Annotated in this window: 22 protein-coding genes and 3 pseudogenes; 12 read left to right on the top strand and 13 right to left on the bottom strand. The window is 59.4% G+C overall.

Annotated features, from left to right (window positions below):
* Positions 1–3: 3 nt before the first annotated feature.
* From ACVWWD_RS28810 to ACVWWD_RS28780, 7 genes and pseudogenes are all read right to left on the bottom strand, one after another.
* Positions 4–851, bottom strand: a pseudogene (locus ACVWWD_RS28810) (IS30 family transposase); the annotation flags it as partial.
* Positions 852–1,036: 185 nt separating this feature from the next.
* On the bottom strand, positions 1,037–2,368 hold the full coding sequence (gene dddP / locus ACVWWD_RS28805; RefSeq protein WP_352553561.1) for a dimethylsulfonioproprionate lyase DddP: 1,332 nt from the start codon (positions 2,366–2,368) through the stop codon (positions 1,037–1,039).
* A gap of 29 nt (positions 2,369–2,397) precedes the next feature.
* Entirely contained in the window at positions 2,398–3,438 is a 1,041-nt protein-coding gene (locus ACVWWD_RS28800; protein ID WP_457103667.1) for a GlxA family transcriptional regulator, read from the bottom strand.
* A gap of 103 nt (positions 3,439–3,541) precedes the next feature.
* The gene (locus ACVWWD_RS28795) at positions 3,542–4,234 is read right to left on the bottom strand and encodes a corrinoid protein (protein WP_352733456.1); all 693 of its coding nucleotides are present in this window, start codon (positions 4,232–4,234) and stop codon (positions 3,542–3,544) included.
* Between the two features lie 73 nt (positions 4,235–4,307).
* Entirely contained in the window at positions 4,308–5,957 is a 1,650-nt protein-coding gene (locus ACVWWD_RS28790; RefSeq protein ID WP_457103666.1) for an ABC transporter substrate-binding protein, read from the bottom strand.
* 67 nt (positions 5,958–6,024) lie between these two features.
* Positions 6,025–7,563 carry a trimethylamine methyltransferase family protein gene (locus ACVWWD_RS28785; protein WP_457103665.1) on the bottom strand — a complete coding sequence of 513 codons (1,539 nt, stop codon included), beginning with the start codon at positions 7,561–7,563 and terminating at the stop codon, positions 6,025–6,027.
* 185 nt (positions 7,564–7,748) lie between these two features.
* Positions 7,749–8,657 carry a LysR substrate-binding domain-containing protein gene (locus tag ACVWWD_RS28780; RefSeq protein WP_352553569.1) on the bottom strand — a complete coding sequence of 303 codons (909 nt, stop codon included), beginning with the start codon at positions 8,655–8,657 and terminating at the stop codon, positions 7,749–7,751.
* Between the two features lie 107 nt (positions 8,658–8,764).
* On the opposite strand from ACVWWD_RS28780, the gene ACVWWD_RS28775 reads away from it, so the two are divergent.
* The 5 genes from ACVWWD_RS28775 to ACVWWD_RS28755 all read left to right on the top strand — a co-directional run bounded on the left by ACVWWD_RS28775 (position 8,765) and on the right by ACVWWD_RS28755 (position 14,334).
* Complete coding sequence (locus ACVWWD_RS28775; protein WP_352596974.1) at positions 8,765–10,144, top strand: NAD(P)/FAD-dependent oxidoreductase; 1,380 nt, start codon at positions 8,765–8,767, stop codon at positions 10,142–10,144.
* A gap of 19 nt (positions 10,145–10,163) precedes the next feature.
* A complete protein-coding gene (locus ACVWWD_RS28770; RefSeq protein ID WP_352553573.1) occupies positions 10,164–11,036 on the top strand; it encodes a dihydrodipicolinate synthase family protein in 873 nt (290 codons plus the stop codon).
* A gap of 24 nt (positions 11,037–11,060) precedes the next feature.
* Entirely contained in the window at positions 11,061–11,675 is a 615-nt protein-coding gene (locus ACVWWD_RS28765) for a short chain dehydrogenase (protein WP_352553575.1), read from the top strand.
* Positions 11,676–12,347: 672 nt separating this feature from the next.
* Positions 12,348–13,370, top strand: coding sequence for an IS110 family RNA-guided transposase (locus ACVWWD_RS28760; RefSeq protein WP_352673477.1), 1,023 nt, complete (start codon positions 12,348–12,350; stop codon positions 13,368–13,370).
* Between the two features lie 331 nt (positions 13,371–13,701).
* Positions 13,702–14,334, top strand: a complete 633-nt coding sequence (locus ACVWWD_RS28755) for a tyrosine-type recombinase/integrase (protein ID WP_352733139.1) — start codon at positions 13,702–13,704, stop codon at positions 14,332–14,334.
* A 287-nt stretch (positions 14,335–14,621) separates the two neighbouring features.
* Here ACVWWD_RS28755 and ACVWWD_RS28750 read toward each other — a convergent pair.
* The 3 genes and pseudogenes from ACVWWD_RS28750 to ACVWWD_RS28740 all read right to left on the bottom strand — a co-directional run bounded on the left by ACVWWD_RS28750 (position 14,622) and on the right by ACVWWD_RS28740 (position 17,132).
* A pseudogene (locus ACVWWD_RS28750) lies at positions 14,622–14,956 on the bottom strand (TfoX/Sxy family protein).
* 84 nt (positions 14,957–15,040) lie between these two features.
* On the bottom strand, positions 15,041–15,997 hold the full coding sequence (locus tag ACVWWD_RS28745; protein WP_352733136.1) for an NADP-dependent oxidoreductase: 957 nt from the start codon (positions 15,995–15,997) through the stop codon (positions 15,041–15,043).
* A gap of 73 nt (positions 15,998–16,070) precedes the next feature.
* Positions 16,071–17,132 carry an alkene reductase gene (locus ACVWWD_RS28740; RefSeq protein ID WP_352733133.1) on the bottom strand — a complete coding sequence of 354 codons (1,062 nt, stop codon included), beginning with the start codon at positions 17,130–17,132 and terminating at the stop codon, positions 16,071–16,073.
* Positions 17,133–17,229: 97 nt separating this feature from the next.
* On the opposite strand from ACVWWD_RS28740, the gene ACVWWD_RS28735 reads away from it, so the two are divergent.
* On the top strand, positions 17,230–18,099 hold the full coding sequence (locus tag ACVWWD_RS28735) for a LysR substrate-binding domain-containing protein (protein ID WP_457103712.1): 870 nt from the start codon (positions 17,230–17,232) through the stop codon (positions 18,097–18,099).
* Positions 18,100–18,327: 228 nt separating this feature from the next.
* Here ACVWWD_RS28735 and ACVWWD_RS28730 read toward each other — a convergent pair whose 3' ends face one another.
* The gene (locus tag ACVWWD_RS28730; protein WP_352550193.1) at positions 18,328–18,654 is read right to left on the bottom strand and encodes a DUF1294 domain-containing protein; all 327 of its coding nucleotides are present in this window, start codon (positions 18,652–18,654) and stop codon (positions 18,328–18,330) included.
* 210 nt (positions 18,655–18,864) lie between these two features.
* Here ACVWWD_RS28730 and ACVWWD_RS28725 point away from each other — a divergent pair, with 210 nt between their 5' ends.
* From ACVWWD_RS28725 to ACVWWD_RS28710, 4 genes are all read left to right on the top strand, one after another.
* Positions 18,865–19,500: a tyrosine-type recombinase/integrase gene (locus tag ACVWWD_RS28725; RefSeq protein WP_352732981.1), complete on the top strand. Its 636-nt coding sequence runs from the start codon at positions 18,865–18,867 to the stop codon at positions 19,498–19,500.
* 266 nt (positions 19,501–19,766) lie between these two features.
* A complete protein-coding gene (locus ACVWWD_RS28720; RefSeq protein ID WP_352550158.1) occupies positions 19,767–20,675 on the top strand; it encodes an SMP-30/gluconolactonase/LRE family protein in 909 nt (302 codons plus the stop codon).
* A gap of 97 nt (positions 20,676–20,772) precedes the next feature.
* A complete protein-coding gene (locus ACVWWD_RS28715; protein ID WP_457103664.1) occupies positions 20,773–21,918 on the top strand; it encodes an alpha-hydroxy acid oxidase in 1,146 nt (381 codons plus the stop codon).
* The gene (locus tag ACVWWD_RS28710; protein ID WP_352550156.1) at positions 21,911–22,600 is read left to right on the top strand and encodes an RraA family protein; all 690 of its coding nucleotides are present in this window, start codon (positions 21,911–21,913) and stop codon (positions 22,598–22,600) included. The genes ACVWWD_RS28715 and ACVWWD_RS28710 overlap by 8 nt, the downstream gene beginning before the upstream one ends.
* Before the next feature lie 94 nt (positions 22,601–22,694).
* On the opposite strand, the gene ACVWWD_RS28705 is transcribed toward ACVWWD_RS28710, so the two are convergent.
* The gene (locus ACVWWD_RS28705; RefSeq protein ID WP_352550155.1) at positions 22,695–22,928 is read right to left on the bottom strand and encodes a GcrA family cell cycle regulator; all 234 of its coding nucleotides are present in this window, start codon (positions 22,926–22,928) and stop codon (positions 22,695–22,697) included.
* Positions 22,929–23,414: 486 nt separating this feature from the next.
* On the opposite strand from ACVWWD_RS28705, the pseudogene ACVWWD_RS28700 reads away from it, so the two are divergent.
* Positions 23,415–23,819 (top strand): annotated as a pseudogene (locus ACVWWD_RS28700) (IS30 family transposase); the annotation flags it as partial.
* A 230-nt stretch (positions 23,820–24,049) separates the two neighbouring features.
* Positions 24,050–24,337 (top strand): hypothetical protein, encoded by a 288-nt coding sequence (locus ACVWWD_RS28695; RefSeq protein WP_352550154.1) that lies wholly within the window; start codon positions 24,050–24,052, stop codon positions 24,335–24,337.
* A 435-nt stretch (positions 24,338–24,772) separates the two neighbouring features.
* Here ACVWWD_RS28695 and ACVWWD_RS28690 read toward each other — a convergent pair whose 3' ends face one another.
* On the bottom strand, positions 24,773–25,231 hold the full coding sequence (locus ACVWWD_RS28690; RefSeq protein ID WP_352551244.1) for a YidB family protein: 459 nt from the start codon (positions 25,229–25,231) through the stop codon (positions 24,773–24,775).
* Between the last annotated feature and the right edge of the window lie 37 nt (positions 25,232–25,268).

The following is a 25,268-nucleotide window of genomic DNA, read 5'->3' as shown; positions in this document are numbered from 1 at the left end:
GGTTCAACCGGTCACTGCAACACCTTGTGTAGCCTATCGGCGGGTGTTTCGAAGTCCAGGGTTTTTCGGGGGCGCTGATTGAGCCGCAGGGCGACGCTGTCGAGTTGGGCCTGCGGGACCTGCGAGAAGTTGGTTGTTCTGGGGAAGTACTGCCTGAGCAGGCCGTTGGTATTTTCGTTGCTGCCTCGTTGCCAGGGACTGCGCGGGTCGCAGAAGTAGACCTGGAGATCGGTTGCGACGGTGAAGCTCTTATGACGAGCCATCTCCTTGCCTTGGTCCCATGTCAACGAGCGCCGCAGCTCTTGGGGCAATGTGCCGATTTTCTCGGCGAGGGCCGCCACGACAGTCGCTGAGTCCCTTCTGGCCAACTTCACAAGCATCGTGAACCGGCTGTGTCGCTCGACCAGGGTGACGATGTTCGTGTCGTTTGCTCCGGTGAGCAGATCACCCTCCCAATGACCTGGGATGGCACGATCCTCTGCCTCGGCGGGACGCTCGCGGATGGAGACCATATCGAGGATTTGACCTTGCCCCGTTCGGTTGCTCTGTGCACCTTTGCCGAGGCGCATCTGTCGTTTGGTGCGCAGATGGGCTGTCAGCTCCTTCTTGAGCACCCCTCGCGACTGGATGAACAGGCTGCGATAGATCGCTTCATGAGATATCCGCATGCTTGGATCGCCTGGGTACGCTCGCTTCAGCCAACCCGCAATCTGCTCCGGCGACCATTGCAGTGCCAGCTTTTGCGCCACCCGCCACTTTAGCCGTCCAGAGCATGCCAGGCGACATTGCTTCGGGCGAAGCGCGCGCTGCCAAGCCTGCTTGTCGGCTCGGGTTGCTCGATACGCCCGAATTTTGGCTGAGCAAACTATCCGTTGGAACGGTTCTATCTCAGTTTAGCTGCAGCGCAGTTGACGCGCCGAAAATGACATAAAGGGATATCATGTCGGGGAAACGGTGATCGAACGTGTAGCAACGCCTACTCTATTAGTCTCGCGCCAGGAGCCGCGCTCTCGCCTCTGAAACGGGTGGCGACCGCTTAACGCATCAGCGCCGCGTCAAACGGGCAACGTGTCAAAATCTCGTGCCCCTTGTCGGTGATAAGCACCTGCTCCTCAAGCTTCACGCCCTCACGCCCGCCCACTGCACCAATGTAGGTTTCGACACAGAGTGTCATGCCGGGCTGCAGGACATAGTCAAAGGCACCGGGTATGAAGTCTTCGGGATAGAGGATGGCGGGATACTCGTCGCAGAGCCCAATGCCGTGCATCATGATTCCGTATCGTTGATCCACAAACTCAGGAGGGAGCTTGTGGCTCCGTTCGGTAAGTTCGGTGAACGATATCCCGGGCCGTAGCAGGGCCATGTTGTTCATCACGTGCTCATAGGCGATCGCGTGCAGCCTACGTTGTTGCTCGGTTGGCGTACCGTCGCCGCAAAGCCAGGTTCGCGAAAAATCCGCGCACATGCCGTAGGGTCCAACCATGTCTGTGTCGAACGCCACGAGATCCCCTGACTGGATCTTTCGGGGACCCGCCTCCTGCATCCAGGGATTTGTCCTCGGGCCGGATGTGAGGATCCGCGTCTCGATCCACTCGCCTCCGCGCGCGATGTTTTCGGCATGGAGCACCGACCACAGTTCAGCCTCGGCTATCCCCGGTGTCAAACGCTCACGCATTTTAGCAACAGCGATCTCGCAAGTGGCGATCGAGCAGCGCATTGCGTTGACCTCATCGACGCCTTTAATGGCCCTGGCATGCTCCATGAGTTGCATACCATTGCATACGTCGATACCGACCGCGTCCAACGCGCGGAGTCCTGGAATTTCGATCTTGTCGATGGCTAGCCGCCGGTTTTTGCCTCCGCCGCGCCGCACTAGCTCGTCGATCTGCGCCGCAAATTGCTTAGCGATGTCTTCCTCTGCGTCACCTGCAACAAAATAATAGAACCCCGCGCCGCCGTCGCGAATTTCGCTGATGAGCGGCAGGTAGGTTGAGAGATGGCTGCAGCGATGAAAGTCCCAGAGCACGACGTAACCGTCGACCGATACAAACACGGCTCGGGACGGGTTGTGCATGGTCCAGACATGCATGTTGGAGGAGTCGGTCGCGTACCGGATATTGAGGGGATCAAAGCAAAGGACCCCGGCATAGTCACGATCTCGCAACTGCTGGACGATGCGATCTAAACGGGTCTTCCTCATTCGCTCGAGATTGGGAGCAGTAAGCCCTAGTTGTTGCCACTCGGTGAACGCAAGGTCCGTCGGACCTATTTCCACTCGGTCATTGTCGTCAACACTGCCGTCTGCCTTCACTGCCGTTGAGCCGCGAGACGGGTCGATCTTATGGTTTACGATGGAAAACGAAGTCATGCTGAATGGTTCCCGCCGCTATCGGTCGATCAGGACGTGGCTCGTCGAGAGCTCGGATTTGAGCCGAACGCCTGACGGAAGCACTTTGAGAAGTGTGATGCCGATGCGAACCCGCAAGCGATTGCGATCTCGACGACGGGCAACTCGGTCCGTTCAATGAGGCGTTTGGCTCGGCTGAGCCTCAGGTGCAGGTAGAACCGCATGGGAGACGACTCGATTGAGCGTTGGAAAAGCCGTTCGATCTGGCGTTGTGATCGGCCGACGCATTTGGCGATGTCGCGCAGCGGCAACGGATCCTCAATATGTTCCTCCATGATGCGGATGACGTCAGTCAGCGGTTTGCAGATGCTGGTTTGACCTGCATTGATGGTCCACTGGCGGTCCGACGCAGGGCGCCAGTGGCCAGCCGTGGTGTGTCGACAAACAGCTAGTGCGGTTTCTCTTCCCAGGCGTTCGCTGATCAGCTCCATGACCAGGTCGAAGGACGCGAACTCTCCTGCGCAGGTCAGGAGGTAGGGGTCACGAACGAACAGTCGGTCGGACACCTGGAGGCGGCCAAACCGCTCCGACAGGGCGGCACGTTTGTCCCAATGGATGGTGCAAGCTGTATCATCAAGCATGCCGCTCTCCGCCAACAGCCACGTGGCGGTTCCTAGCGCAGCTATTGGAATACCGTGACGCCTGTAAAGGCGAAGAGCTTTGATGAGGGAAGGGGACGCGTGCTTTTCGACCCGATCGCCAGCACAGACGATCACCATGTCCGGACTGTCACCAGCTGGCACTCTCTGCGAGGCCTCTGCAAAATTGCTGCTGACGGACATCCCGAAACCACTTGCGCACTGCACGGGTTTCCCGTCCTCGCTGCCGATCGTCCATTCGAAGAATGACCGGCTCGATACGAAATTGGCCAGGCGCAGAGGGTCTACAAACGAAGAGAGACCGAGTTGCGAGAATCCGGGGAGTGCCAGAATGACCAAGCGAAACACGTTCTCACGGGCACCGACTGGATGCGGTGTCGGGTTCCACCGCACAACGCGCGTTTTATCTGCCGCTGGGAATGGCGCATTCATTGGTTCACGTCCTCGCTGACGAAACGTTGCGTCGTGGAAATCGGCGCGCCAACTCGCATGGTGCGACTCTCTGGGATCGCGTCTTCAGGCCGACAGTGGGCCGTCAACTGCGCATATTGTGCTTTCGCTTCATGAAATCCTTGGCGGTTTCGACCGCCACAGCGGCATCGCGGCAATAGGCGTCGGCGCCGACGGCCTTGCCGAATTCCTCGTTGAGCGGCGCACCGCCGACCAGCACGACGTAGTCGTCGCGAATGCCCTTTTCCTTCATCGTGTCGATGACGACCTTCATGTAGGGCATGGTGGTGGTCAGCAGGGCTGACATGCCGATGATGTCGGGCTGGTGCTCGTCAATCGCCCCTAAATACTTTTCAACCGCATTGTTAATGCCGAGGTCGATGACGTCGAAGCCGGCGCCCTCCATCATCATGCCGACGAGGTTCTTGCCGATGTCGTGGATGTCGCCCTTGACGGTGCCGATCACCATCTTGCCCTGCTTCGGCGCGCCGGTGGCGGCGAGCAGCGGGCGCAGGATGAACATGCCGGCCTTCATGGCGTTGGCCGACAACAGCACTTCGGGAACGAACAGGATGCCGTCGCGAAAATCCTCGCCGACGATGCGCATGCCTTCGACGAGGGCTTCGGTGAGAACCTTGTAGGGCAACCAGCCGCGCTCGAGTAGGATGTTCGTCCCCTGCTCGATCTCTTCCTTCAGGCCGTCATAAAGATCGTCATGCATCTGCTGGACAAGTTCGTCGTCCGACAGTTCAGTAAGGATAATATCATCTTCGGACATGGGGCAATCCTGGTGAAAAGGGTGCCGGTACCCAGATTAGCGGGTACCGGCTTGGGAGGACGCGGCTGATGGATCAGGCGTCGATCCAAACCTTCTGCAGATCCATCTGGAAGGTCTGGTGAATGGCGTAGTTATGGACTTTCTTACTCATATGGCCGAAGAGTTTTTGCCAGAACGGCTGGATGATGATGCCGGAATCCTGGACGGTATGCTCGATGTCCTTCATCAATTCGCGCCGCTTCGCAGGATCGCTTACCGAGAAGGCTTTCTTGAGCATCGTGTCAAAGTCCGGGTTGGCGTAGGCCGTCTCGTTCCATGCTTCGCCGGTACGGTAAGCGAGGGCCAGGACCTGGACCCCCAGCGGTCGCATGTACCAGACGGTCAATGAATAGGGGTACTTCGACCAGTCGTTCCAGAAGGTCGACCCGGGCAATACGGTCCGCTTGACCTTGAACCCGGCCTCTCGCAGCTGGGCGGCGATGGCGTCACCGGTGTTCTTCTGCCAGTCTTCGTCGACGGAAATCAACTCATGCTCAAAATCCGTGTGACCGGACTCGGCCATGAGCTTTTTGGCTCCGTCGATGTCGCGCGTTTTCTTCGGCAGCGCGAAGTATTCCGGATGAATGGGGGCGACATGGTGGTTCTCGCCGACCACGCCGCGCCCTGCGTAGCCGAGCTGGAGAACGGCATTGTTGTCGACGGCCATTTGCAGCGCGTTGCGAACCTTTTTGTCATCGTAGGGTTTGTTGGCGATATTGGTTCGACAGACCAAGGTCGTCGCCGTGGCAACCTCCGAGACAACCACGTCCATCTTGGCCAGGATGTCGATGAAGTCGGCCGGTGTTTCGAGGTTGAGGTCGATTTCCGCAGAGTCGAACGCCGAGACAGTCGCCGAAAAATCGGTGCCGTAGTCGATGAACTCCACGCCGTCGAGCAGGGCTTCGCCACCCCACCATTTTCCGTTTTCGCGACGCTTGACGACTGCTTTCTGGCCGACATCATACGACACCAGCTCAAACGCACCCGTTCCGATGGGATTTTTAACCGGATCGGCGCCCTGGGCGTCGAATGTGCGATGGACGATGAGTCCGGGATAGTCGGTCAGGTTGGCGATGATGGCGATGTCAGGCTGGCTGAGATTGAGTTTAACCGTATGATCGTCGACCTTGACGATAGCACCATCGCGCGCCTTACCGGTCTTGGCGTCCATGAGCCCGCCGACTCTGGCCGCCATTGAGTTGCCGGCCACGCCTTTTTCGCACCAACGGGTGACGTTGAACACGACGTCATCTGCGGTGAAGGCGTCTCCGTTGTTCCAGGTCACACCCTTCCGGACGTGGAATACATATTCCGTGGCGTCGTCATTGACGTCCCAGCTTTCAAGCAGGACCGGTTCGAAGGTGAATTCGTGAGTGTAGCGTACCAAGGGTTCCAGCCAGCAGCGTGTCACGTTGGCCAACTCGACCCAGTCATAGGTTCGCGGATCTTTCTGGGCCTTGACCGGCATAGCCACCCTCAGCTTGCCGCCTTTCTTGGCCTCTTCGGCATGCGCGGGCTGCGGGACAGCCATCCCGATCATTCCATAGGCCAACGCCGCTGAGGCTCCGAAGGTGCTGGCGAATGCCAGGAATTCGCGACGGTCCATCCGACCCGATTTGACTTCGACCGCCATCTTGTCGATCGCGACCGGTACCCGCTCGCCATTGCTCTTAAAGAAACCCATTTCACACTCCCTTGTCAGTGTTCCCGTTGTTGTCAGTTGCAGCGGGGAGCCCACAGGGCGCCGCTTGTCATGCGAGGCTTGGCGAAATCTGCTCTTGGCGCTTCGTCACAAAGGCATCGAGCTCTTCGCGGGTGGCAGGGTCCATTCCCGGCGCTTTATGGTTGTCGATGATCACGCGTGCCTTCTCCCGGCAACGCTGAGCCATGTCCTTGGAACCTTTGACTTTCCATTGCTCGTAACTGAGGTAATCCAGGATTTCCGGAGATATGAACGCCTCCTTGAAGCGTCTGAGCGTGAACGCGTCCCCAAGGTAATGTCCTCCGGGACCGATGCGGCGAACCGCTTCTAAGGCGTCGTCAAAATGCTCGAAGGAGATGCCCTTTGCATATTTGGCGATGAGCAGGTTCTGTTCGGCGTCGGCCACAAACTTTGCCATGCAACAGACAAGCCCGGCTTCGTCCCAGCCCCCGGCGTGCATCATCAGATTTGCGCAAGCGCTCGCACCTGACATGTAGGCGATCGCGGACTCGTAGCCCGACTGGGCATCGAAGGTTTTGGCGGACGACTGGGAGGCTGTTGTGCGCCAGGGCAGGCCGTAACGCCGCGCCAGCTGGCCGATCACCGCGTTAATCAGGGTGACCTCGGGCATGCCCGACATGGGCGCGCCGCTGCGCATGGAGACCGACACGGAATACTGCCCATAAATCATTTTGGCGCCGGGCGCCGTGAGTTGTGTATAGGCGAGAGCTGCCAAGGCCTCTGCATTGAGCTGGGCTATCGTGGCCGGTACATCTGCCGGCGTGTTCGCGGCTCCCAGCACGAAAGGCGACAGCAGCACGACCTGGTTCGCGTCGACAAAGGCTCGGAGGCCTTCAAGCATCGTCGAATCCCAGACCAAAGGGGAGTTTCCCGAGACGTGACCAATCATGACGGCATTCGCATCCATGAAGGCCTTGCCGTGCACGATCCTACCCATCGCAATGGAGTCGTCGGCCCTGTCCTTGCCGGTTGTCAGCCCGAAGAACGGCATGTCGGTCTCGACAAGGCTGGAATGGTTGATGTGCAAGTGCCGCCATGGCACCGCGACGTCCGTGGGCTCGCAGGTAAATCCGCCGGCGATATGAAAACCGGGAAGCATCTGCGTCAGCCGGTTCATATCCCGAAGGTCGGCGATCGTTGACGCGCGGCGCACCCCTTGGAGATCGCGGACGTTTGGAGCGCCTTGCATGGCGCCGAATGTCATGGTGTCCGGCGCTATTTCGAACCGCTGCGCCGGATCCCGCGAGGTCATTTCGAACCGGCTAGGGGCCTTTGCGATCAAGCTCATGACCATATCGGCCTCAAGCCTCACGCGCTGGCCATCAACGTCGGCGCCGGCCTCTCGCCATTCACGAAGGGCCGTCTCGTCCCTGAACTCGATGCCGATCTCACGCAAAATCGCCAGTGAGGCTTGGTGGATACGCTCCAGCTGCTCTTCACTCACGGCCTCGACCGGCTTGATGCCGTATTTCAGCGTCGTAAGGCGCGGGATTCGTTCGCCCTCACGCTGCGCTACCACGGAAGAACGGCCGCCTCGGCGACGCGTCATGGTTGTGTCAGTGTCCATCACATACCTTCTGCGGCGCCGCCGCCCCCAACGGCTACCACTCGTGTCAGTGAGGGCCGCCTGCCGAGGATGATAGGCAGAGTGGGTGAGTGTGAGAATGCGCAAAAGGTTTAGCTGGAGGTAAACCCAGTTTATATCTGGTTGGCCTCAGCTACCGCTGGAGGATTGAAGGCCTCGGCGTTAGCTCACGCGCGAAGGTCGTGAGACTGCCTCAGAAACCAGTCGACCAAATGCTGGCATCGCCTATTTTTACCGGCTTCATCGCTCGAAAGCAGAAAAAATGCTCTCTCGGTCTGTATTTTGGTCTGGAGAGGCCGAACCAAAAGCCTGTTGCTCAACAGATATTGGGCGGTGAGTGACCAGCCCAATGCGATTCCTTCGCCAGCTAACGCAGCCTGGAGTGTCAGCTGATAATCGTTGAATACAATGTTGGGCCTGATGTCACCCGTGTTTCCCCCGGCAAGAGCTACCCATTCTGACCAACTCATGCGCTTCCTGAATGCGTCGGACGAGTGAACCAACTGATGTCCATTCAGGTCATCCACGGTTTGTAACGCGGGATGCGCCAGGAGGTAACCCGGTGAGCAAACCGGAAAAATCTCTTCATCGCAGATATACCAGCTATTCGACCGTTCAAAATTACGCGGACGGAGCCAGACTGTGACGTCGATTTCGTGATCGGGTTCTACGTCGCGATCCGTTGCGACCACCTTGATCCGAATATCGGGAAATTCTTCCTGGAAATGGTAAAGCTGCGGTGCCAGCCAATGAGCCGCAAGCGATGTCGACGCCGCAAATGTGATATATTGCGTGGATCGACCCGAAATTGACTGTAACTTGAGCTCGATCCGCCGAAAACTTGCCGCTACCTCTTCATACAGGTCTTTTCCGGCCGCAGTCAGCTGGACGCCGCGGTTGTCGCGTATGAACAACGACGTTCCGCAGTGTTTTTCAAACATTTTGACTGAATGCGAGACGCTGGGCTGCGTAACGTTCAGCTCCGCCGCCGCGCTCTTGAAGCTTAAGTTGCGGGCAGCCGCTTCGAACACGAACAGCGAATGCGTGGACGGGACCAGGCTGCGAAGCTTCGACATGAAACTGGTCTATATCAGGCGCTGTCTTTTCCGTCTACGAGCCATCAGCGGCATAGGTTAAATCCAAAGGCATTACCAACCGGTGGGCGAGGCACTTGGTGTCCAGCTTGCACCATGCCAGCGAGCTGCACGTGGCGACATCAGATTTTCATTCCAAGTCCACCCGCATCGCCGTTGCGCCGCCGCATCCGGAACCTACAGACTCGGGATGGTACCTTGCATCGGGTCCAGAGCTTCCCCTCATCCCTCAAAAGGGTGACGTCGATTGCGACTGCCTCGTCATTGGCGGGGGCTGGATGGGGCTTCATGCGGCCCGCCGCTACGCAGAACTGCATCCGCAGGCTTCTATCGTCCTGGTGGACGCCGGCCGCATCGGCAACAACGCGTCGGGCCGCTGTATGGGGTTTGTCATTGATCTCGCCCACAATCCGCGTAAGCGCGATTTCGTTGAGGACATTAAGGGAAACCAGGAAGAGCTGTTCGTCAATCTTGACGGGATTTCATACATTAGGGACGCGGTGGAGGGGCAGGGCGTCGAGTGTGACTGGGACCCCCAAGGCAAATACCATAGTGCCGCGAGCCAGCACGGCGTTGAGGACCTCCAGCGCTTTTCGCAGGCATTGGACAAGCTTGGTCAGGATTACACTTGGGTAGAGGCGAATGAGATCCAAGCAATCACCGGTAGCCGCCATTACATTAAGGCGCTGCATCATCCGGGGACGATCCTTCTCCAGCCTGCGAAATATTTGAAAAACGCTGTCTTAGGTCTGCCGGCCAACGTCACCGTCCACGAAAATACGGCAATCACTGGCGTCCAGTTTGGCGGACCGCAGCATGTTTGTGAGACGCCGGCCGGGACGATCAGGGCGCCGAAGGTCATCATTTGCGCGTCAGGTTATCTCACCAGGTTTGGCTTTTTTGAACACCGGGCTATCCCACTCTATACGTGGGCCAGCATGACGCGGCAGCTGACCAAGGCGGAATTGGCACTTGTCGGCGACAAAGAAGCTTACGGTCTCATCCCCGCGGACAGCTTCGGCACCACAGTCCGGCGTACCGCTGACAACCGCCTGTTTTTGCGGAACGTCTATTCGTATGCAACCGACTTCAAAACTACCACTGCAGACGTCGCCCGCGCCCGGGTCCAGCAGCAGGTCGCATTCGATCGGCGCTGGCCGGAGCTTTCGAAAATCGGCTTCGAGGCGAGTTGGGGCGGTTTGCTGACCTTGGCTCAAAACGGCGGCATGGTGTTTGGGGAACTAGGCCCCAACGTTTACGGCGCGGCCTTCTGCAATGGGACCGGAGTAGCGCGTGGTGCAGCCTTTGGAAAGGCTGTGGCCGAACTTGCTGCAGGGCGCAACTCGCGCGTGATCGACATTCTCAAAACGCGTGCAAGTCCAAGCAGAACGTACCCCAAGCTCGTTACGTCACTGGGTGTGAGATTTGTCACCGCCCTGCGTTTCAGGCAGGCCGGAACCGAAGTCTAAAGCAGTTAGAGAGAGCAACATGGCGGACCTTAAGGGCATCAATCTCGCAATGCAGACCCCTTTCGACGAAAGCGGGGCGATCGACTACAACATCTTCTCCGAACTGATCGAAACCTACCTCGCAGCAGGCGTCCATGGCTTGGTGCTCGGCGCCGGCACCGGACAGCATCCATACCTGACGGAATCGGAATGCAACCGTCTTTACGAAGCGGGGGCCAAGCAGATTGACGGAAGGTGCAATGTCATCTGCCAGACCTCTGCCCTGAATGTGGACGAGGTCATCCGACGGTCTCGCCATGCGGAGTCGATCGGCGCAGATGCTATCATGGTCCTGCCTCCTTACCTGGAAGGCCCCTCGGACGACGACGGGTTATTCAATTTTTACAAGGACATTGATGCTGCGGTCCATGTCGATATTGTCGGATACAACATTCCACAAGCGACCGGCATCTCAGTATCGCCCCGCCTCTTCGATCGGCTTAGCGGTCTTCACAATTTCAACTACATAAAGGACAGCGCTGGCGACCTCACGGTGCATCAGGAGTACCTTCAGACCAAACATAGCGTGCTCAACGGCGCTGACACCACCACGATCTACGCGTTGATGGCAGGTGCCCGGGGCGTGATTTGGGGCGCCGCAAATTACATGCCGACGGAGGCGGTCGAGCTCTATAACCTCGTTGCCGCCAAGGAATTTGAGAAAGCTTTGGCTCTTTGGCAACGGATGCTGCCGTCACTTCTTTTTATCTGGCGAGCTCCCTATACGCCGTCCGTGCTTCGAGCATCGCAGTTGCGCGGCTTCGGAACCGGCAATGTTCGCCGACCGTTGAAAAGGCTCTCCCCGGAACAGGAAGCGCAACTTCGCCATTCGCTTGAGCCGTTAAGCGCATAGGCAGCGCTCAGAGCGGAGGATCCCATGAGAATCATCCATGTCGGTGCAAGCGGAGTGATCGGCAAGGCCGTGTCAGCTGAGCTCTCCAAGCGCCATGAGGTGGTCCGTGTCAGCCGAAGCAACGGCGATTTCCAGGTCGATATCGACGTTCACTCGTCCATCAGTCAGATGTTCAGCCGGATTGGCGAATTCGATGCACTGATCTGCACTGCTGGCATGGTCCATTTTGCGCAGCTTTCGGATTTTACCGTCGAGGAATACGCCATCGGCTTGAACAGTAAGCTTATGGGGCAGGTGGACCTCGTCAGGCTCGGATTGCGTTGCCTGCGCCGGGAAGGGTCGTTCACATTGACCTCCGGCCCAACGAACGACGACCCGATAGCGCTCGGGACGTCCTCAGCGATGGTCAACGGGGCGCTCGAAGGCTTCGTCCGGAGTGCCGCGATTGAGCTTCGCGAAGATCGGAGGATCAATCTGGTAAGCCCGACCATGCTCGAGGCCTCCGCTGCTCTCTACGGCCCCTACTTCACTGGGGTGAAGGCCGTTGCAACCAGTGAAGTTGTGTTGGCTTACGTCAAAAGTGTCGAAGGTAGGCAGACGGGATGCGTCTACAGGATCGGCTGGACACGTGACCGCTGAGCTTTGTGGAACGCCAGGAGCACGGCAAATCCGATGACGCATCCTGAGATTGGCGCAAAAGTGCTTTTGCAGAAGTTGTGTCGAACGAAATCGGATAGATCGCTGAACTGGAAGCAGGTCGCTGATCTTTCGGGAGTTGAGGCGTCGACGCTGATCCTCCTGGCCCAAGGGCATACTCCGAATAGGAAGGCGACGGCTCGCTTGCTGCATTGGTCAGGTTTGAGCGGCCATACATCGAGCGCTCTACAGCACTCGCGTATTTTCACGGAGCCATTTAGCCAAATCGCGATGCTTGCCCATCTGGACAGCCACCTTGACGACGATGATCGCAGGACAATGGCGGACACCATCAACGCGATTTGTGTACGTCTACGAAACACATTCCGCTGCGGCGGGCGAAGCAATAGCGTCTCGGATCGAACGGATTGAGATGCTTTCATTAGCGAGAGATATCTCACCCTAGTCCTTACAAGACCTCTGATCTTTCGTCGCAGCCGGGAGTTGCCTACGAGGGGTCCGTGTGCTGCCGCACTAAGAACCACACTAGCGTGCATGAAGGTCTGTCTCTGGCTCGATAATCCCGAAAGCAGAACGTCCGCTCTTGATGCGGTGGACGGCTCTCCTCCCGCCCTGCGGTATGATCGTGGGGCCAGAAGCTGGAGGAGATCTATGATGGGCAACGTTACGACGATTGGTCTGGATATTGCGAAGTCAGTGTTTCAAATCCACGGGGTGGATGCGGCGAGTGAGGTTGTCGTTCGCAGGAAGCTGACGCGTGGGCGCGTGATGGCATTCTTCGAGAGCCTGCCACGTTGCCTGGTCGGTATCGAAGCCTGCAGCTCGTCGCATTATTGGGCTCGCGAGCTAATCGCACGTGGTCACGATGTGAGGTTACTGCCGGCACAATATGTGAAGCCTTATCTGAAGCGGCAGAAGAATGATGCCGCAGATGCAGAGGCGATCTGCGAGGCGGTCACTCGGCCGACCATGCGCTTCGTGCCTGTGAAATCACCCGAGCAGCAAAGTGTGATGATGCTGCACCGGGTCCGGTTGATGCTCAACCGCCAGCGCACGCAGATATCGAACGCGTTGCGGGCACACCTATCCGAGTTCGGGATCGTAGCGCCGATCGGGCGGAATGGGATTGAGCAACTGCTCGTGGTCGTCAACGACGAGAACGAGACCAGGATACCAGCTGACGCGCGGCTATGCCTTCGCATGCTTGAGGCGCAGCTCAGGGTCGTGAAGAAACAGATCCTCGAAAACGATCGTAGGGTTCGGGCGAATGCGCGTGAGACCGAGCTTGGTCGCAGGTTGATGGAAATCCCAGGCGTCGGCCCGCTGCTGGCAAGTGCATTCGTGGCTACGGTCGCCGATGCGCATGCGTTCAAGTCGGGGCGCTGTCTATCGGCATGGATCGGACTCGTGCCGAAGCAGCACTCGAGCGGGGGGAAGGAGAGGCTCGGCAGTATCTCCAAGGCCGGCAATCGCTACTTGCGGCAGTTGCTCGTGGTGGGTGCGATGGCGGTCATCCGCTATGCCGAGCGCAACGGTACCAGGAGGCCATGGCTCGTGCAGTTGATGGCGCGGCGAACAGCCAAGGTTGCGGCGGTTGCGTTGGCCAACAAGACCGCCCGGATGGTCTGGGCACTGATGACGAATGGCGAGCGCTACAGGGAGCCGGTCATCGCATAGAACAAGATAAGGCGAGCGATCGCTGACGAGGTTGGAAAGGGCGGACAGGAGCTAATGCACAAAGCCGGTTGATACCGCCGGATCAGGAAAACCCACTGGGGCCGTGCACCTCGAGTGCGAGCTTACGATCGGGACCTGAGACGCGCGAATGGCATTATGGCCAGCGGCACATGATAGGCCGCACCTACAGGTCGGATACATGGCCGCACCAACCAGCAAAGGCAAAGCTCAAAGAATCCCTTGCCAACGGAGAGCCGTCCATACACGGCCCCTCAGCGGTAGTGTCTCGCGACGTTTCTCTCTCGGCCAATCAAGGCCGAGGAGAACTCACATGGGCCATTCTCAATTCGATGATGCCAGTCGCGAGCACGCAGCATGGAATGCCGGCAAGAAGGTCGGCACCAAACGTCCGTTCACCCAGAAGCAGATCTGGGCAATTCGCTTCTTCCTTGATCGGGAGAGACGCATCCGGGACAGAGCCCTGTTCGATCTGGCGATCGACAGCAAGCTTCGCGGCTGCGATCTGGTCAAGATCAGGATTCGCGATGTGGTTGCGGGACCGGAGATAAGAACTCGTGCGATCGTCGTTCAGCAGAAGACCGGTCGTCCCGTCCAGTTCGAGATCACAAGCGATGTGAGAGCCAGCCTTCTTACTTGGCTCGAACGACGTGGAGGCTCGGTCGAGGACTATGCGTTTCCGAGCCGAGTCGATCAGTCACGCCACATGAGCACAAGGCAGTACGCGCGCTTGGTCGACGAATGGGTGACTGCGATCGGTCTGCGTCCAGAGGAGTACGGCACCCACTCGCTCCGACGCACGAAGGCATCGATGATCTACAGGGCGACGGGAAACATCCGCGCCATCCAGATCCTGCTTGGTCACTCTAAGATCGAGAACACGGTGCGCTACCTTGGCGTCGACGTGGAGGACGCGCTGCTCTTGGCTGAGCGAACCGAAATCTGATGTTGAGCGGCCATCCGATGCAGCGTGGATGGCCGCTCTTGGTACACGGAATGCCGGGTTGCTACGACCATCGTGGGGTGGGAAGTTGCCTGTCCGCTTTCGGCCAGCGTTCAAGAAAAGCGGCCAGCGGAACGCCCTAGCTGAAGGCTAGGCAACGGGTTGTGCCACTTCAACGAGACAACTGCCATTCAGTGTTCTGCGGAGCGATCATGGGATGATATCAAAACAGGAAGCTTCGAGGGAAAATCCGTTCAAAGGGGTGCGGACGTCGAGGGTTGAGATCGCCGTCAGCGACGACTTTTTATCGCGGCCCGATACGCCTTTTCGGCCCACTGACTAAGTGTCTCGTCATCTTCCAAAACATCTGCGGGTGCCTCCATGTAGGACTTGAGGGCTTGCGGTTTGCCTCGGCTTTGATACTCGAAGGCTGCGAGCCGGCGGCGTCGAAGTCTGTCCGCGTGGTTTCGTCTACCTTGAAATAAACGGCGCCCTGCCACAGCATGGCGAAGACGTGCTCCCCTCGATAGAAAGCGACGGCGCCGAACAGCGGTTTTGTCGTGACGTTTGCCCAGGGTGATAACCGCTCGACGATTTCTTTGGCCTGTTCATTCTTGTTCGTCATCTGCCCTGCCGTTGCCTGTGAAGCCGCTGCAAGTCTTCTGCCGATCATACACGCTTCAGCCGCGCCTGTGACAGCAGCCAAAAATCAGCGGGTGAAGTCTGCCACCGTCTTTCCGGGGGCGTGACCGGTGCGGTTGCGCTCTATGGCCTGAGGCAGATCCTCGAAGGAAACGACCTCGCCAATCATTGATCGCAGCGAGCCATCGGCGATTTGTTGGGCAATGGTGGCGAGCCCAGCCGCGTCGGGCTTGACCGAGAACCAGACGCTGCGGCGGCCTTGCGGCGTGCGGGCAACCACGTCGGTTGTGGCGATGCTCACCAGGATGCCATTGGGCGACAGGATCGCCCAGGACTTGTCCACCACCGCGCCACCCGCCAGATCGACGACGAAATCGATGTCGCTCAATATCAGCTCGAAGCTCTGCTGTTGGTAATCGATCACCTCGTCGGCGCCGAGGGATTGTACATGGGCCACGCTCCTGGTCGAGGCGGTGGCATAGACGGTCGCGCCGGCTGTCTTGGCGAATTGAACGGCGAAGCTGCCGACGCCACCGGCCGCGCCGTGGATGAGCACCCGTTTGCCCCGCAGATCGAATTCGGGGACCTGGAGCACCTGCCATGCCGTCATCGCTGCCACCGGCACGGCTGCCGCGTCGATGTCGGACAGGGTGGCCGGTGTCTTGACGAGCTTTTCGGCGTTGATCACCAAATGGTCGGCATAGGCGCCCAGGCCGCCGAGCGCGGCCATGACCCGCTCACCCACGCTCAGTCCTTTGACATTGGTGCCGAGCTTGAGCACGACGCCCGACATTTCGATGCCGATTGTGGCGGGCAAGGTCAGATTAAACCGCTCGCGCAGATAGCCTTCGCGAACTTTCCAATCCATGCCGTTGACGCCGGCCGCCTTGACCTGGACCAGGACCTGGTCCGGCCCCGGTTCGGGGACGGGAACCGTATCGACTTTCAAGCTATCGGCGCCGCCATAGGCTTGTAGGCGCAGGGCCCGGCCAGGGCCAAGCGGCTGAGGGTGTTCGAGGGTCACGAGATTTTTCCTTGCTATGGGCCATGGGTCCTGAAAACCCCCGCGCCGGGGGCTTTCAATTGGACTGCTGGGATCAGGCGTCGAGCGTGGGATAGTCAGTGTAGCCAAGTGCGGTGCCGCCGTAATAGGTGGCCTGCACGGCCGCATTCAGCGCGGCATTGGACTTGAGGCGTTCCACGAAGTCCGGATTGGCAAGAACCATCTGGCCATAGGCCTCAAGATCGGCGACGCCGGAGGCGACGTCGGCGCCGATCTGTTCCCGCGCCCGGCCGGGGCGGTTGAGGATCAAGGTGCCCGACCAAACTTTGCGGATGTCGGCCAGCAAGGCCTGGTTGCCCTGGTCCATGAGATGCAGATAGGCCAGACCCAGCTTGTTCAGCTCTGCCACGAGGAAACGGTACATTTCGGGGCCGTCCACGCCTTCGTCGATGCCCCACATGCTGATGCCCGGAGACAGGCGGATCGCAGTGCGATCGGCGCCAATCTCCTGGGCAATCGCAGTGGGGACCTCGATGCCGAAGCGGGCGCGATTGTGGATGGAGCCGCCATAGGCGTCGGTGCGGCTATTGGCGCTTGGCGCGAAGAACTGCTGGATGAGGTAGGCGTTGGCACCGTGGATTTCGACGCCATCGGCGCCGGCTTCGATCGCGAGGCGGGCTGCGCTGCGGAAATCGGCTACGGTCTGCTGCACTTCGGGGATGGTGAGTGCGCGCGGGGTGGGAATGTCCTGCATGCCGGTGGGCGTGAACATGCCGGTGCCCGGCTTGATGGCGGAGGGCGCAAGGGCCTGGCGATGATGCGGCGTATTGTCGGGATGCGACATGCGGCCGGTGTGCATGAGCTGGATAAAGATGCGGCCGCCCTTGTCGTGCACGGCGGTGGTGACCTTCTGCCAGCCGGCGACATGAGCCGGGGTGTGAATGCCGGGGGTGCTGAGATAGCCCTGGCCATCTTCAGAAGGCTGGGTGCCCTCGGTGACGATCAGGCCAAGGCCCGCGCGCTGGGCGTAGTACTCGGCTGCCAATTCGCCGGGCGTGCCGTCGAAAGCGGCGCGGCTGCGGGTCATGGGGGCCATGACCAGGCGGTTGGGAAGGGTGTAGGGGCCGATAGATGCTGAGGTGAAAAGTTGGTTCATGAGAAGTCTCCATTCGTTGGAGCTCCTTATCGACCATTCCAAATGCAGGATAAATCTGGCAAAATCGAAATCACATTTCCATAAATGGAGCAATCGGGTGAGCCATCTCCATGACATGGCGCTGTTCGTGGAGGTCGCCAGGGTCAAAAGCTTCCGCAAGGCGGCAGAGGTTCTAGATATGCCGAACTCGACGCTGTCCCGGCGCATCAGCGGCTTGGAAAAGGCAATCGGCCTGCGATTGCTGCATCGCACGACGCGCAAGATCGAGCTCACCGAGGCCGGCCAAATCTATTATGAGCGCAGCAAGCGCATCGTTGACGAGGCCCGGCTTGCGCATGAGCAGCTCGGAGAAATGCTGGAGCAGCCGACGGGCGTGCTGCGGGTTTCACTGCCGGTCGATTTCGCGACGCTCTACCTCACGCCGATCATCGTTGATTTCGCCCGGCATTATCCTGGCATCACATTCGAGTTCGACCTGACGCCTCGGCGTGTTGACCTGGTCACCGAGCCGTTCGATGTGGCGATCCGCATGGGCAACCTGGAAGATTCCAGCCTGATCGCACGCCTGATCGGGCGGCATTCGCGCCACCTTTATGCCTCGGATTCCTATATCGAAGCGCGAGGCGAGCCGATGACGCCGGCAGAACTGGCCGAGCACGAATGCATTTGCATCCTGCGCGTACCGACATGGACTTTGCACAGGCGGGACATAAGGGCGGATGTCAGCGTCCGGGGCCACTTCACGCTCAACAGCATTGGCATGATCCGCACCCTGGCGGTCAATCACAGCGGCATAGCCTTATTGCCTGAGAAAATTGCCGCAGAAGATTTGGCATCGGGCCGCCTTCGCCACATCCTGCCCGAATGGCAGGGCACGCCTGTCAGCATCTATGCGGTCACTGAAACCCGCCTCATTCCAGCCAAAACCCAACGCTTCATCGAATTCCTCGCCGCGAAACTCATGTGAGTTCGTCGCCTTCACGGAGCGCAGTCGAAGTCGTTGAGCCACACACCATAAGCTCGATTGGCGGACATGGTCCACTAAAGCCCCAACTGTCAGCGAGATGAAGCGAACGTCAACTTTCAGGAACCTGCCGCAGTGCCTCGAATGGCCGCAATGGGTCGATGGCCGAACGTCGGCTCACTCGGTTTTTCGGCCAGAACCGGACAGTCAGCAGACGGCCCCGAATTCGCCTCAGAATGCGAGGAATTGCGAGAGCGTTTCGCGCGATCCCGGAAAGAGCAATCCCACTTCAATCGTGATTGCCACGAGGACTTGGAGCAGGAGGATGCGAGCGAGCCTGGAGCGGAACGGCTCCTTGCGCGTCTTGTGCCGGATCGTTTTTTGCGCGATCACAGTTCCGATGCTGCCGCCAATGATGGCGAGTGTAAGAAGCGTCGACTCTGAAATGCGTTGGGAACCGTTCTTGGCCATAGCCTTATCGAACGCCATGATGGCGTACGCCAGCAAGTTTACCGCGAGAACGTAGCCGATGACCCCGATTGCAAACTGCTCAGGCATGCGCTGCTCACCTTCGGACCAGTATAACCTAAGCCCGTTAAACCAACGGATGGCAACGGGTCCATCTAAATGGGGTATCTGAAACGTCGTCATGGTGACCCGAAGGGCGACTTTCGCCAATCGGAACGCAAAAAACCGACCGACCGCTCTCGACCCCACAATCTCCTGAACGTTTGTGCTCTGGCCAATAGTGGCCTGAGGAGAAACGATATGGGACATTCGCAGTATGACCTCGTCGGACAAGGCGGCCATTCCGCTTGGAATGCAGGCAAGAGAGTAGGCGTCAAACGACCTCTGAAGGTTCGTCAGATTTGGGAAATCCGGTTCTTTCTCGACCGCGAAGGTCGATCACGAGACCGAGCGCTGTTCGACCTTGCGATCGATAGCAAGTTGCGTGGTTGCGACTTGGTGAAGCTCAAGATTGGCGCGCTAGTGAGTGGCGCTGAGATTCGGACCCGGGCCATGGTTGTGCAGCAGAAGACTGGGAGGCCAGTTCAATTCGAACTGATGGCGGACGCGCGAGCAAGCCTACTCGCATGGCTCGAACGTAGAGGTGGAACGGTCGACGATTTTGCCTTTCCCAGTCGGGTCGATCATGCTGGCCATTTGAGTACCAGGCAGTATGCGCGCCTGGTCGATGAATGGGTTTCGGCGGTTGGCCTTCGCCGTGAGGATTGTGGCACCCACTCGCTTCGTCGTACCAAGGCCTCCATTATCTATAAGGCCACCGGGAATCTCCGAGCAATTCAAATTCTGCTGGGCCACACCAAGATTGAGAACACCGTCCGGTATCTCGGCGTCCACGTCGAGGATGCACTGACACTGGCCGAGGGAACTGAAATCTGAAAGAGGACGACCTCGCGTGAGTCGCGTGGGGTCGTCATCGCTTCATGCTCGGCCCAGCGGCTTTGCGCCTGATGTCCGCCATTCCCGCACCACCGTCCGGCTTTTAGAAGCGGACATTGCTGGTGCCGACGCTCCTATCGACTTCGCGCCCCAAGGCGGCCATGCGTCGATGCCTGCAATCGCCGCACAATGTATTCAACGAACGCGTAGACGGCTGGATTAGACCCGACAAATCTTGATAGGCTGCCAGGTTTGGAGATCGCACCATGAAGGAGGTTGAAAAGCTCGCAGTCGAGGTTGTCGCGACTGGCCTCGGCTGGCCCGAGGGTCCGACGGTGCTCCGTGATGGTCGCGTGGTCATAGTCGAAAGCTATCGCAGCCAGTTGACGGCCATAGATCATGACGGAACTGCTCGGCAGTTCGCGTATGTTGCGGGAGCGCCGAATGCATGCGTTCTCGGTTCGGATGGCCTGCTCTATGTCTGTCAGAATGGTGGCACGACCGGACCTTGGAGGGCTGCGGAGATGACGTCGCCCTCGATCCAGCGGGTTGCCGAAGGCGGAAGGCCGGAGATTCTGTTGACCGAAGTTGCCGGCATTCGGCTCAATGGTCCAAACGATCTCGTATTTGGTGCTGATGGCCGGCTTATCTTCAGCGATCCCGGCACATACAACCCTGGGAATCCGGACCCCAGCTACATCTTTGCCGTCAACCCGGATGGCAGTGCCTACCTTGCTCTCGGCTTCGACGAGCCGACCTTCCCAAATGGAGTAGCGATCGAGGCCGATGACTCTATCGTTTGGGGCGAGTCCTACACTGGGCACGTCAAGCGGCAGCGTCCGGATGGCTCCGTCGAAGACCTTGGCCGGTTGCCTGGGGCCAATCCGATCCCTGACGGACTGAAGGTCGGAGCCGATGGCCGCCTTTATGTCACAGATATTGCCGCCAACGGCATTCATGTGCTGAAGCCCGACGGCACAGCGGAAGGTTTCTTCATCTGCGGCAAGGCAACGACCAACTGCGTCTTCTCCGGCGAGATGCTTTGGGTGACAAATGCCGGCGTGTTGGCGACCGGCAGCGCCCCCTCCTTCGAGGGCACGCTCTGCTGTGTGCGTGTTCCGGGGGGCGGAGGACCGACGCATTACGGTCGCATCGGCGGTAAGAAACGTGAGTAGTTCCTCGATTATCTCGAACATAAGCCCTCGGGCCAACGGCGGTGCCGGCGTTGCAGAATCGCCTGCTTCGACGGCAGCGGTGAAGCGCCTGTACAGCGTGGCCGCGGTCCGCGACGCAGCGCGGCGGATTTTGCCGCGCCCGGTGTTCGACTTCGCCGACGGCGGCTCCGAGGATGAGCGAACGCTGCGCCGCAACGAACAGGCGTTCAACGACGTTGCTATCCTGCCGCGGCCCCTCAACGGTGCAGCGACACGGGATCTCTCCCTTGATCTCTTCGGCGCAAAGCTCGCCATCCCGCTCGGTATCGCGCCAACTGGCCTGGCCGGTCTGTTCTGGCCCGACGGCGAGTGCGCGGCAGCCCGAGCAGCGGCAGCCGCCGGCACCTTCTACTGCGCCAGTCACGGCTCGGCCTGCACACTGGAGGACATAGCAGCCACCGGGACCAGCCCGCGATGGATGCAGGTGTTCGTCTACACCGATCGCGGCTTCACCCGGGAAATGGTGGATCGGGCGAGTGCCTCAGGATACGGCGCGCTGGTGCTCACCATCGACAACCAGATGCTCGGAAACCGGGAACGCGACATCCGCAACGGGTTTTCCATCCCGCCGCGCTTCGGTGTGGCAGGGACGCTGGCGGCCGCCGCCAAGGCGGCGTGGCTGCTGCGCATGCGCACCCGGCTTCCGAAACTGACCTTCGGCAATTACGTGCGTCCCGGCGATTCGGCGACGGTCGGAGCGTTGGCGGGCAGCATGGCCGCACTGCTCGACCCTGGGCTGTCCTGGGCCGACATCGACTGGCTGCGCACCGTTTGGTCCGGACCGTTGTTGCTGAAGGGCATCCTGCATCCCGGAGAAGCCACGGAGGCCGTGGCGCGCGGAATCGACGGCATCATCGTGTCCAATCACGGGGGACGCCAGCTCGACGGCGCCGTCGCGTCGCTCGACGCGCTGCCTGCGGTGGTCGCGGCTGTCGATGGCCGCATACCTGTACTGATTGACGGCGGCGTTAGGAGGGGCTCCGACGTCGTCAAGGCGTTGGCGCTCGGAGCGTCCTGCTGTCTGATCGGCCGGCCACAGCTATGGGGGCTCTCGGTCGCCGGCGAAGATGGGGTGCGACACGTGCTCGAACTCTACCGCAAGGAGATCGACCGGGTCATGGGGCTGATGGGGGCACGGAGCCTTAGCGATCTCGGTCCAGACTGTCTTTCGTTCGTTCAAGCTACGAGGCTGCCACATGATTGAAGACCCGCCGCTGCTCACCATCAAGCGCCGTTTCGAACGGCCTGCAGCAGAAACCATCAATGCCTTTTCCGGCGTGTCCGTTAGCCAGGTCGTAGACGCTATGGGCGGGCGCGGGGCCTTGCACCATACGATCAAGCCGCTATCGCCAGGTAATGCGATGCTGGCCGGCGTCGCCGTGACCTGTCACTGCGGCCCCTCAGACAATCTCGCGCTGTTTGGAGCCCTGGATGCCGCCGCAAGGGGCGATGTCATCGTCGCGGCCACCGACAGCTTTGCCGGTGCGGCGGTCACTGGCGATCTCGTGCTTGGCATGGCGCGCAACAAGGGGGTCGCCGGCTTTATCACGGACGGCCTCGTCCGCGATGTTGTCGGGATCGAGGCGGTCGGGTTGCCGGTTTACTGTGCTGGCGTCATCGCCAACTCGCCGGCGCGCAACGGTCCAGGCACCGTCGGATTTCCGGTGGTGCTCGGAGGAGTGACCATCTCGCCGGGGGACATCCTGGTTGGCGACCGCGACGGTATCGCCGTGGTGCCCCGCCTGGAGGCTCAGACCGTGTTGACGCGGCTCGCCGCCATCAAGGCGGCCGAGCAGGATCTTGATGTCAAGGTGCGCCAAGGTCTGGAAATGCCCGAGTTCGCCGCCGTCGTCCTCAAGTCTGACAGGACGCGCTTCGTTGACTGAAATGGGGTTGCCGAATTGCAAAAAAGTTTTGAGGACAACATCATAGCGACGAGGTGACGCCGACTGCCAGCGCGCGGAGGGCTCAAAACGTAATCTACGCGGCGCGCCGTTGGGGCAAATGGAGACCCGAGCGGGCTCGACGAGGGTCGACGGCAGTCACGATGCTCTGGTGGTGATCGCAGTAGACGCGATCAGGCGAAGTTGGCCCGGCACAAAAACGGTAGCCGCCAGGTACTGACGGGTCTTCGCTCACCGGGAAGCGGCACTGATATACGCCGAGCTGAATGAGGGGGACGTCTCTCGACGTTAGTCTGATATTTTCAGGCATGATGGTTTCCAGGTTCCTTTAGTTCATAGCCATTGCTGGCTGACGACCGCAGTGCGACGTCGCGCGAGCTTCTCTCGTTCTGGAGGGCTTTGGATCACCATATGGTGCTTGTCGCGCTGTCAATGAAGCCCGGCGCCCCGCTTCTGAGGCCAATAGTTTGCGACTTAAGGCCACACCTGCGAGGCTCAGGAAACACAGGCAAAGTGCCATCGTAGGGCGCCTCGGCCGGGGTTTGTCCCTTGCGGAGGTGTAGTGGCTTTGAGAGCGCGCGCCGCCGTTCACGTTCAGGACCCTGATTGCCGTTGCTCTCGCCCAAAACCCAAACCGCTCCGAAAGACGGAGTTCGACCCAACGATGACCTTTTTCATTGTCCGCGTTGCGAATGGCAGCAATGCGCCGGTGGGTTCAACCGATCGTCGCAACACCTTTAATCTGAGAGGATGAGGAGATGTTGCATGGTCACGTCACGGCGCAAACGACACCAACATCGTCACCCTCGTCGAACGGCACAGCCGGTTCACGATGCTTGTGAAGTTGGCGAGAAGGGACTCGGCGACCGTGGTGGCCGCTCTCGCGCAGAAGATCGGCTCATTGCCCGAGGAGTTGCGGCGCTCCTTGACCTGGGACCAAGGCAAGGAGATGGCTCGTCATAAGAGCTTCACCGTCGCAACCGATCTCCAGGTCTACTTCTGCGATCCGCGCAGTCCCTGGCAACGAGGCAGCAACGAGAACACCAACGGCCTGCTCAGACAGTACTTCCCAAGAACCACCAACCTATCCCTCGTCTCGCAGGATCAACTCGACGCCGTCGCTCGGAAGCTTAATCAGCGACCTCGAAAAACCCTGGACTTCAAGACCCCGGCCGATAGGTTGCAGAGGGTGTTGCGATGACAAGTTGAACTCACCGCCTCTTATCGAGCATTGAGACCAACGTCGCTGTGCGCTCCTCCCAAGCCAATGTCCGCCTGCCGCGCTCCACGTTATTGCAAAACGTTCAAATTTGAGCTTCCTCACTCATGCTTTGTCGAGGGTACCCCTGTAATCACTTAAACCGTCTGCGCCGTAAGTTTAGCCGTTTTGAATCGCCGTCGGCGACGATGACGACGAAATAGGAGAACGCAATGACTCGTAATCACGTTGAACGTCTTGGAGAGTTCAGGGAAATCCTGGTCGCGACTCGACGCGAAGGAGTCCGCAACGTGCACCATACTCGTGACGCAATGCGGGCAAGTGGCTTTCAGATCGGGGACAGCGATGGCGCCAGCTACGGAGCCGAATTGAAGGCGCTCCAAGAGGAAATTGAGGCAGTCGATCGCGCCATCGAAGACGAGAAGCGGTTGGCCTTGGCCCTCGAGAATGAGGCGCAATCCCGCCGACCGGCTAAACCGAGAATTGTGAAGGGAACATAGAGTCAGGTATGGCCCTTAGCGCCCGTCGCGTCGATCGCCTATAGGGGTCGTTGTCGCCGTGGCGAGCGTCCCGCTTCTGGCGCAAAGCGGTCGGCTCTACCCAGGATGCTAAGGTCGGCTTTCTCGCCCCGTCATCCCGAAAGCCGACGTTCCACTGTCGACCCCAATGCTGCCGGGCGGTAATGCGCCTATAACCGACGTTGAGCAGACCCTGGCCGCATCCTAGGGGTGGACATCAAAGCGAACGCACGAGGCAGCACGCCGGCTGGATGCCGCTAGACGATCCGAGATAGTAGCAGAGCGCGATGGCTACGATTAGGACAGCCGCCACGATGAGCAAGCCTTTGCTGAAGCTAGGCACAGTACGTTCAGGCAAAGGTCATCGCTCACGGCCTTAGCGATCGCGGCCATTTTCAGGATCGATCTAATCCCTATCTACCGGTCCGGCGTGCGTGGCGGAACCTGATCGAGGAGCGCAATCTCATCGGTCGCTGCTGGCAGTTCGCCTCTTGGCGTCAGCTGGTCGACCGCGTCGGGCAAGTCTTTCGTGATCCTGGCAATCAACTCATCGCGCGACAAACCAGTTTGCATCGAAAGCGAAGTGAGAGTGTCCTCGTCAATTGCTGTCTCCACGTCTTTGGGCTCGATCGGTTCGTTGGGTCCGGTACTAACCCACGAATCGACCTTTGATCCCGCTCCTGCATTTCTGAAGCGGTCGAGGATGTCCCCAAACGCGGTCCCGGAGACGCCCTTGGACAGCTGATCCATGAGCCCGCCTTGTGGGTTGTTTGCATCGCGATTTCCAGCGCTGCGGATCAAGTCTCCGATCTTGTCGCGATTTTGGTAAGCCAGAATACCAAGCATCGCGACAGCCAGTCTTCCCAGATTTGCCATTGTTTCCTCCCTAGCTCACAGGAAGAAGGTTTCGAGG

It is taken from the genome of Mesorhizobium sp. URHB0026, assembly GCF_054059755.1.
This window is presented reverse-complemented; position numbering and strand designations above follow the sequence as displayed.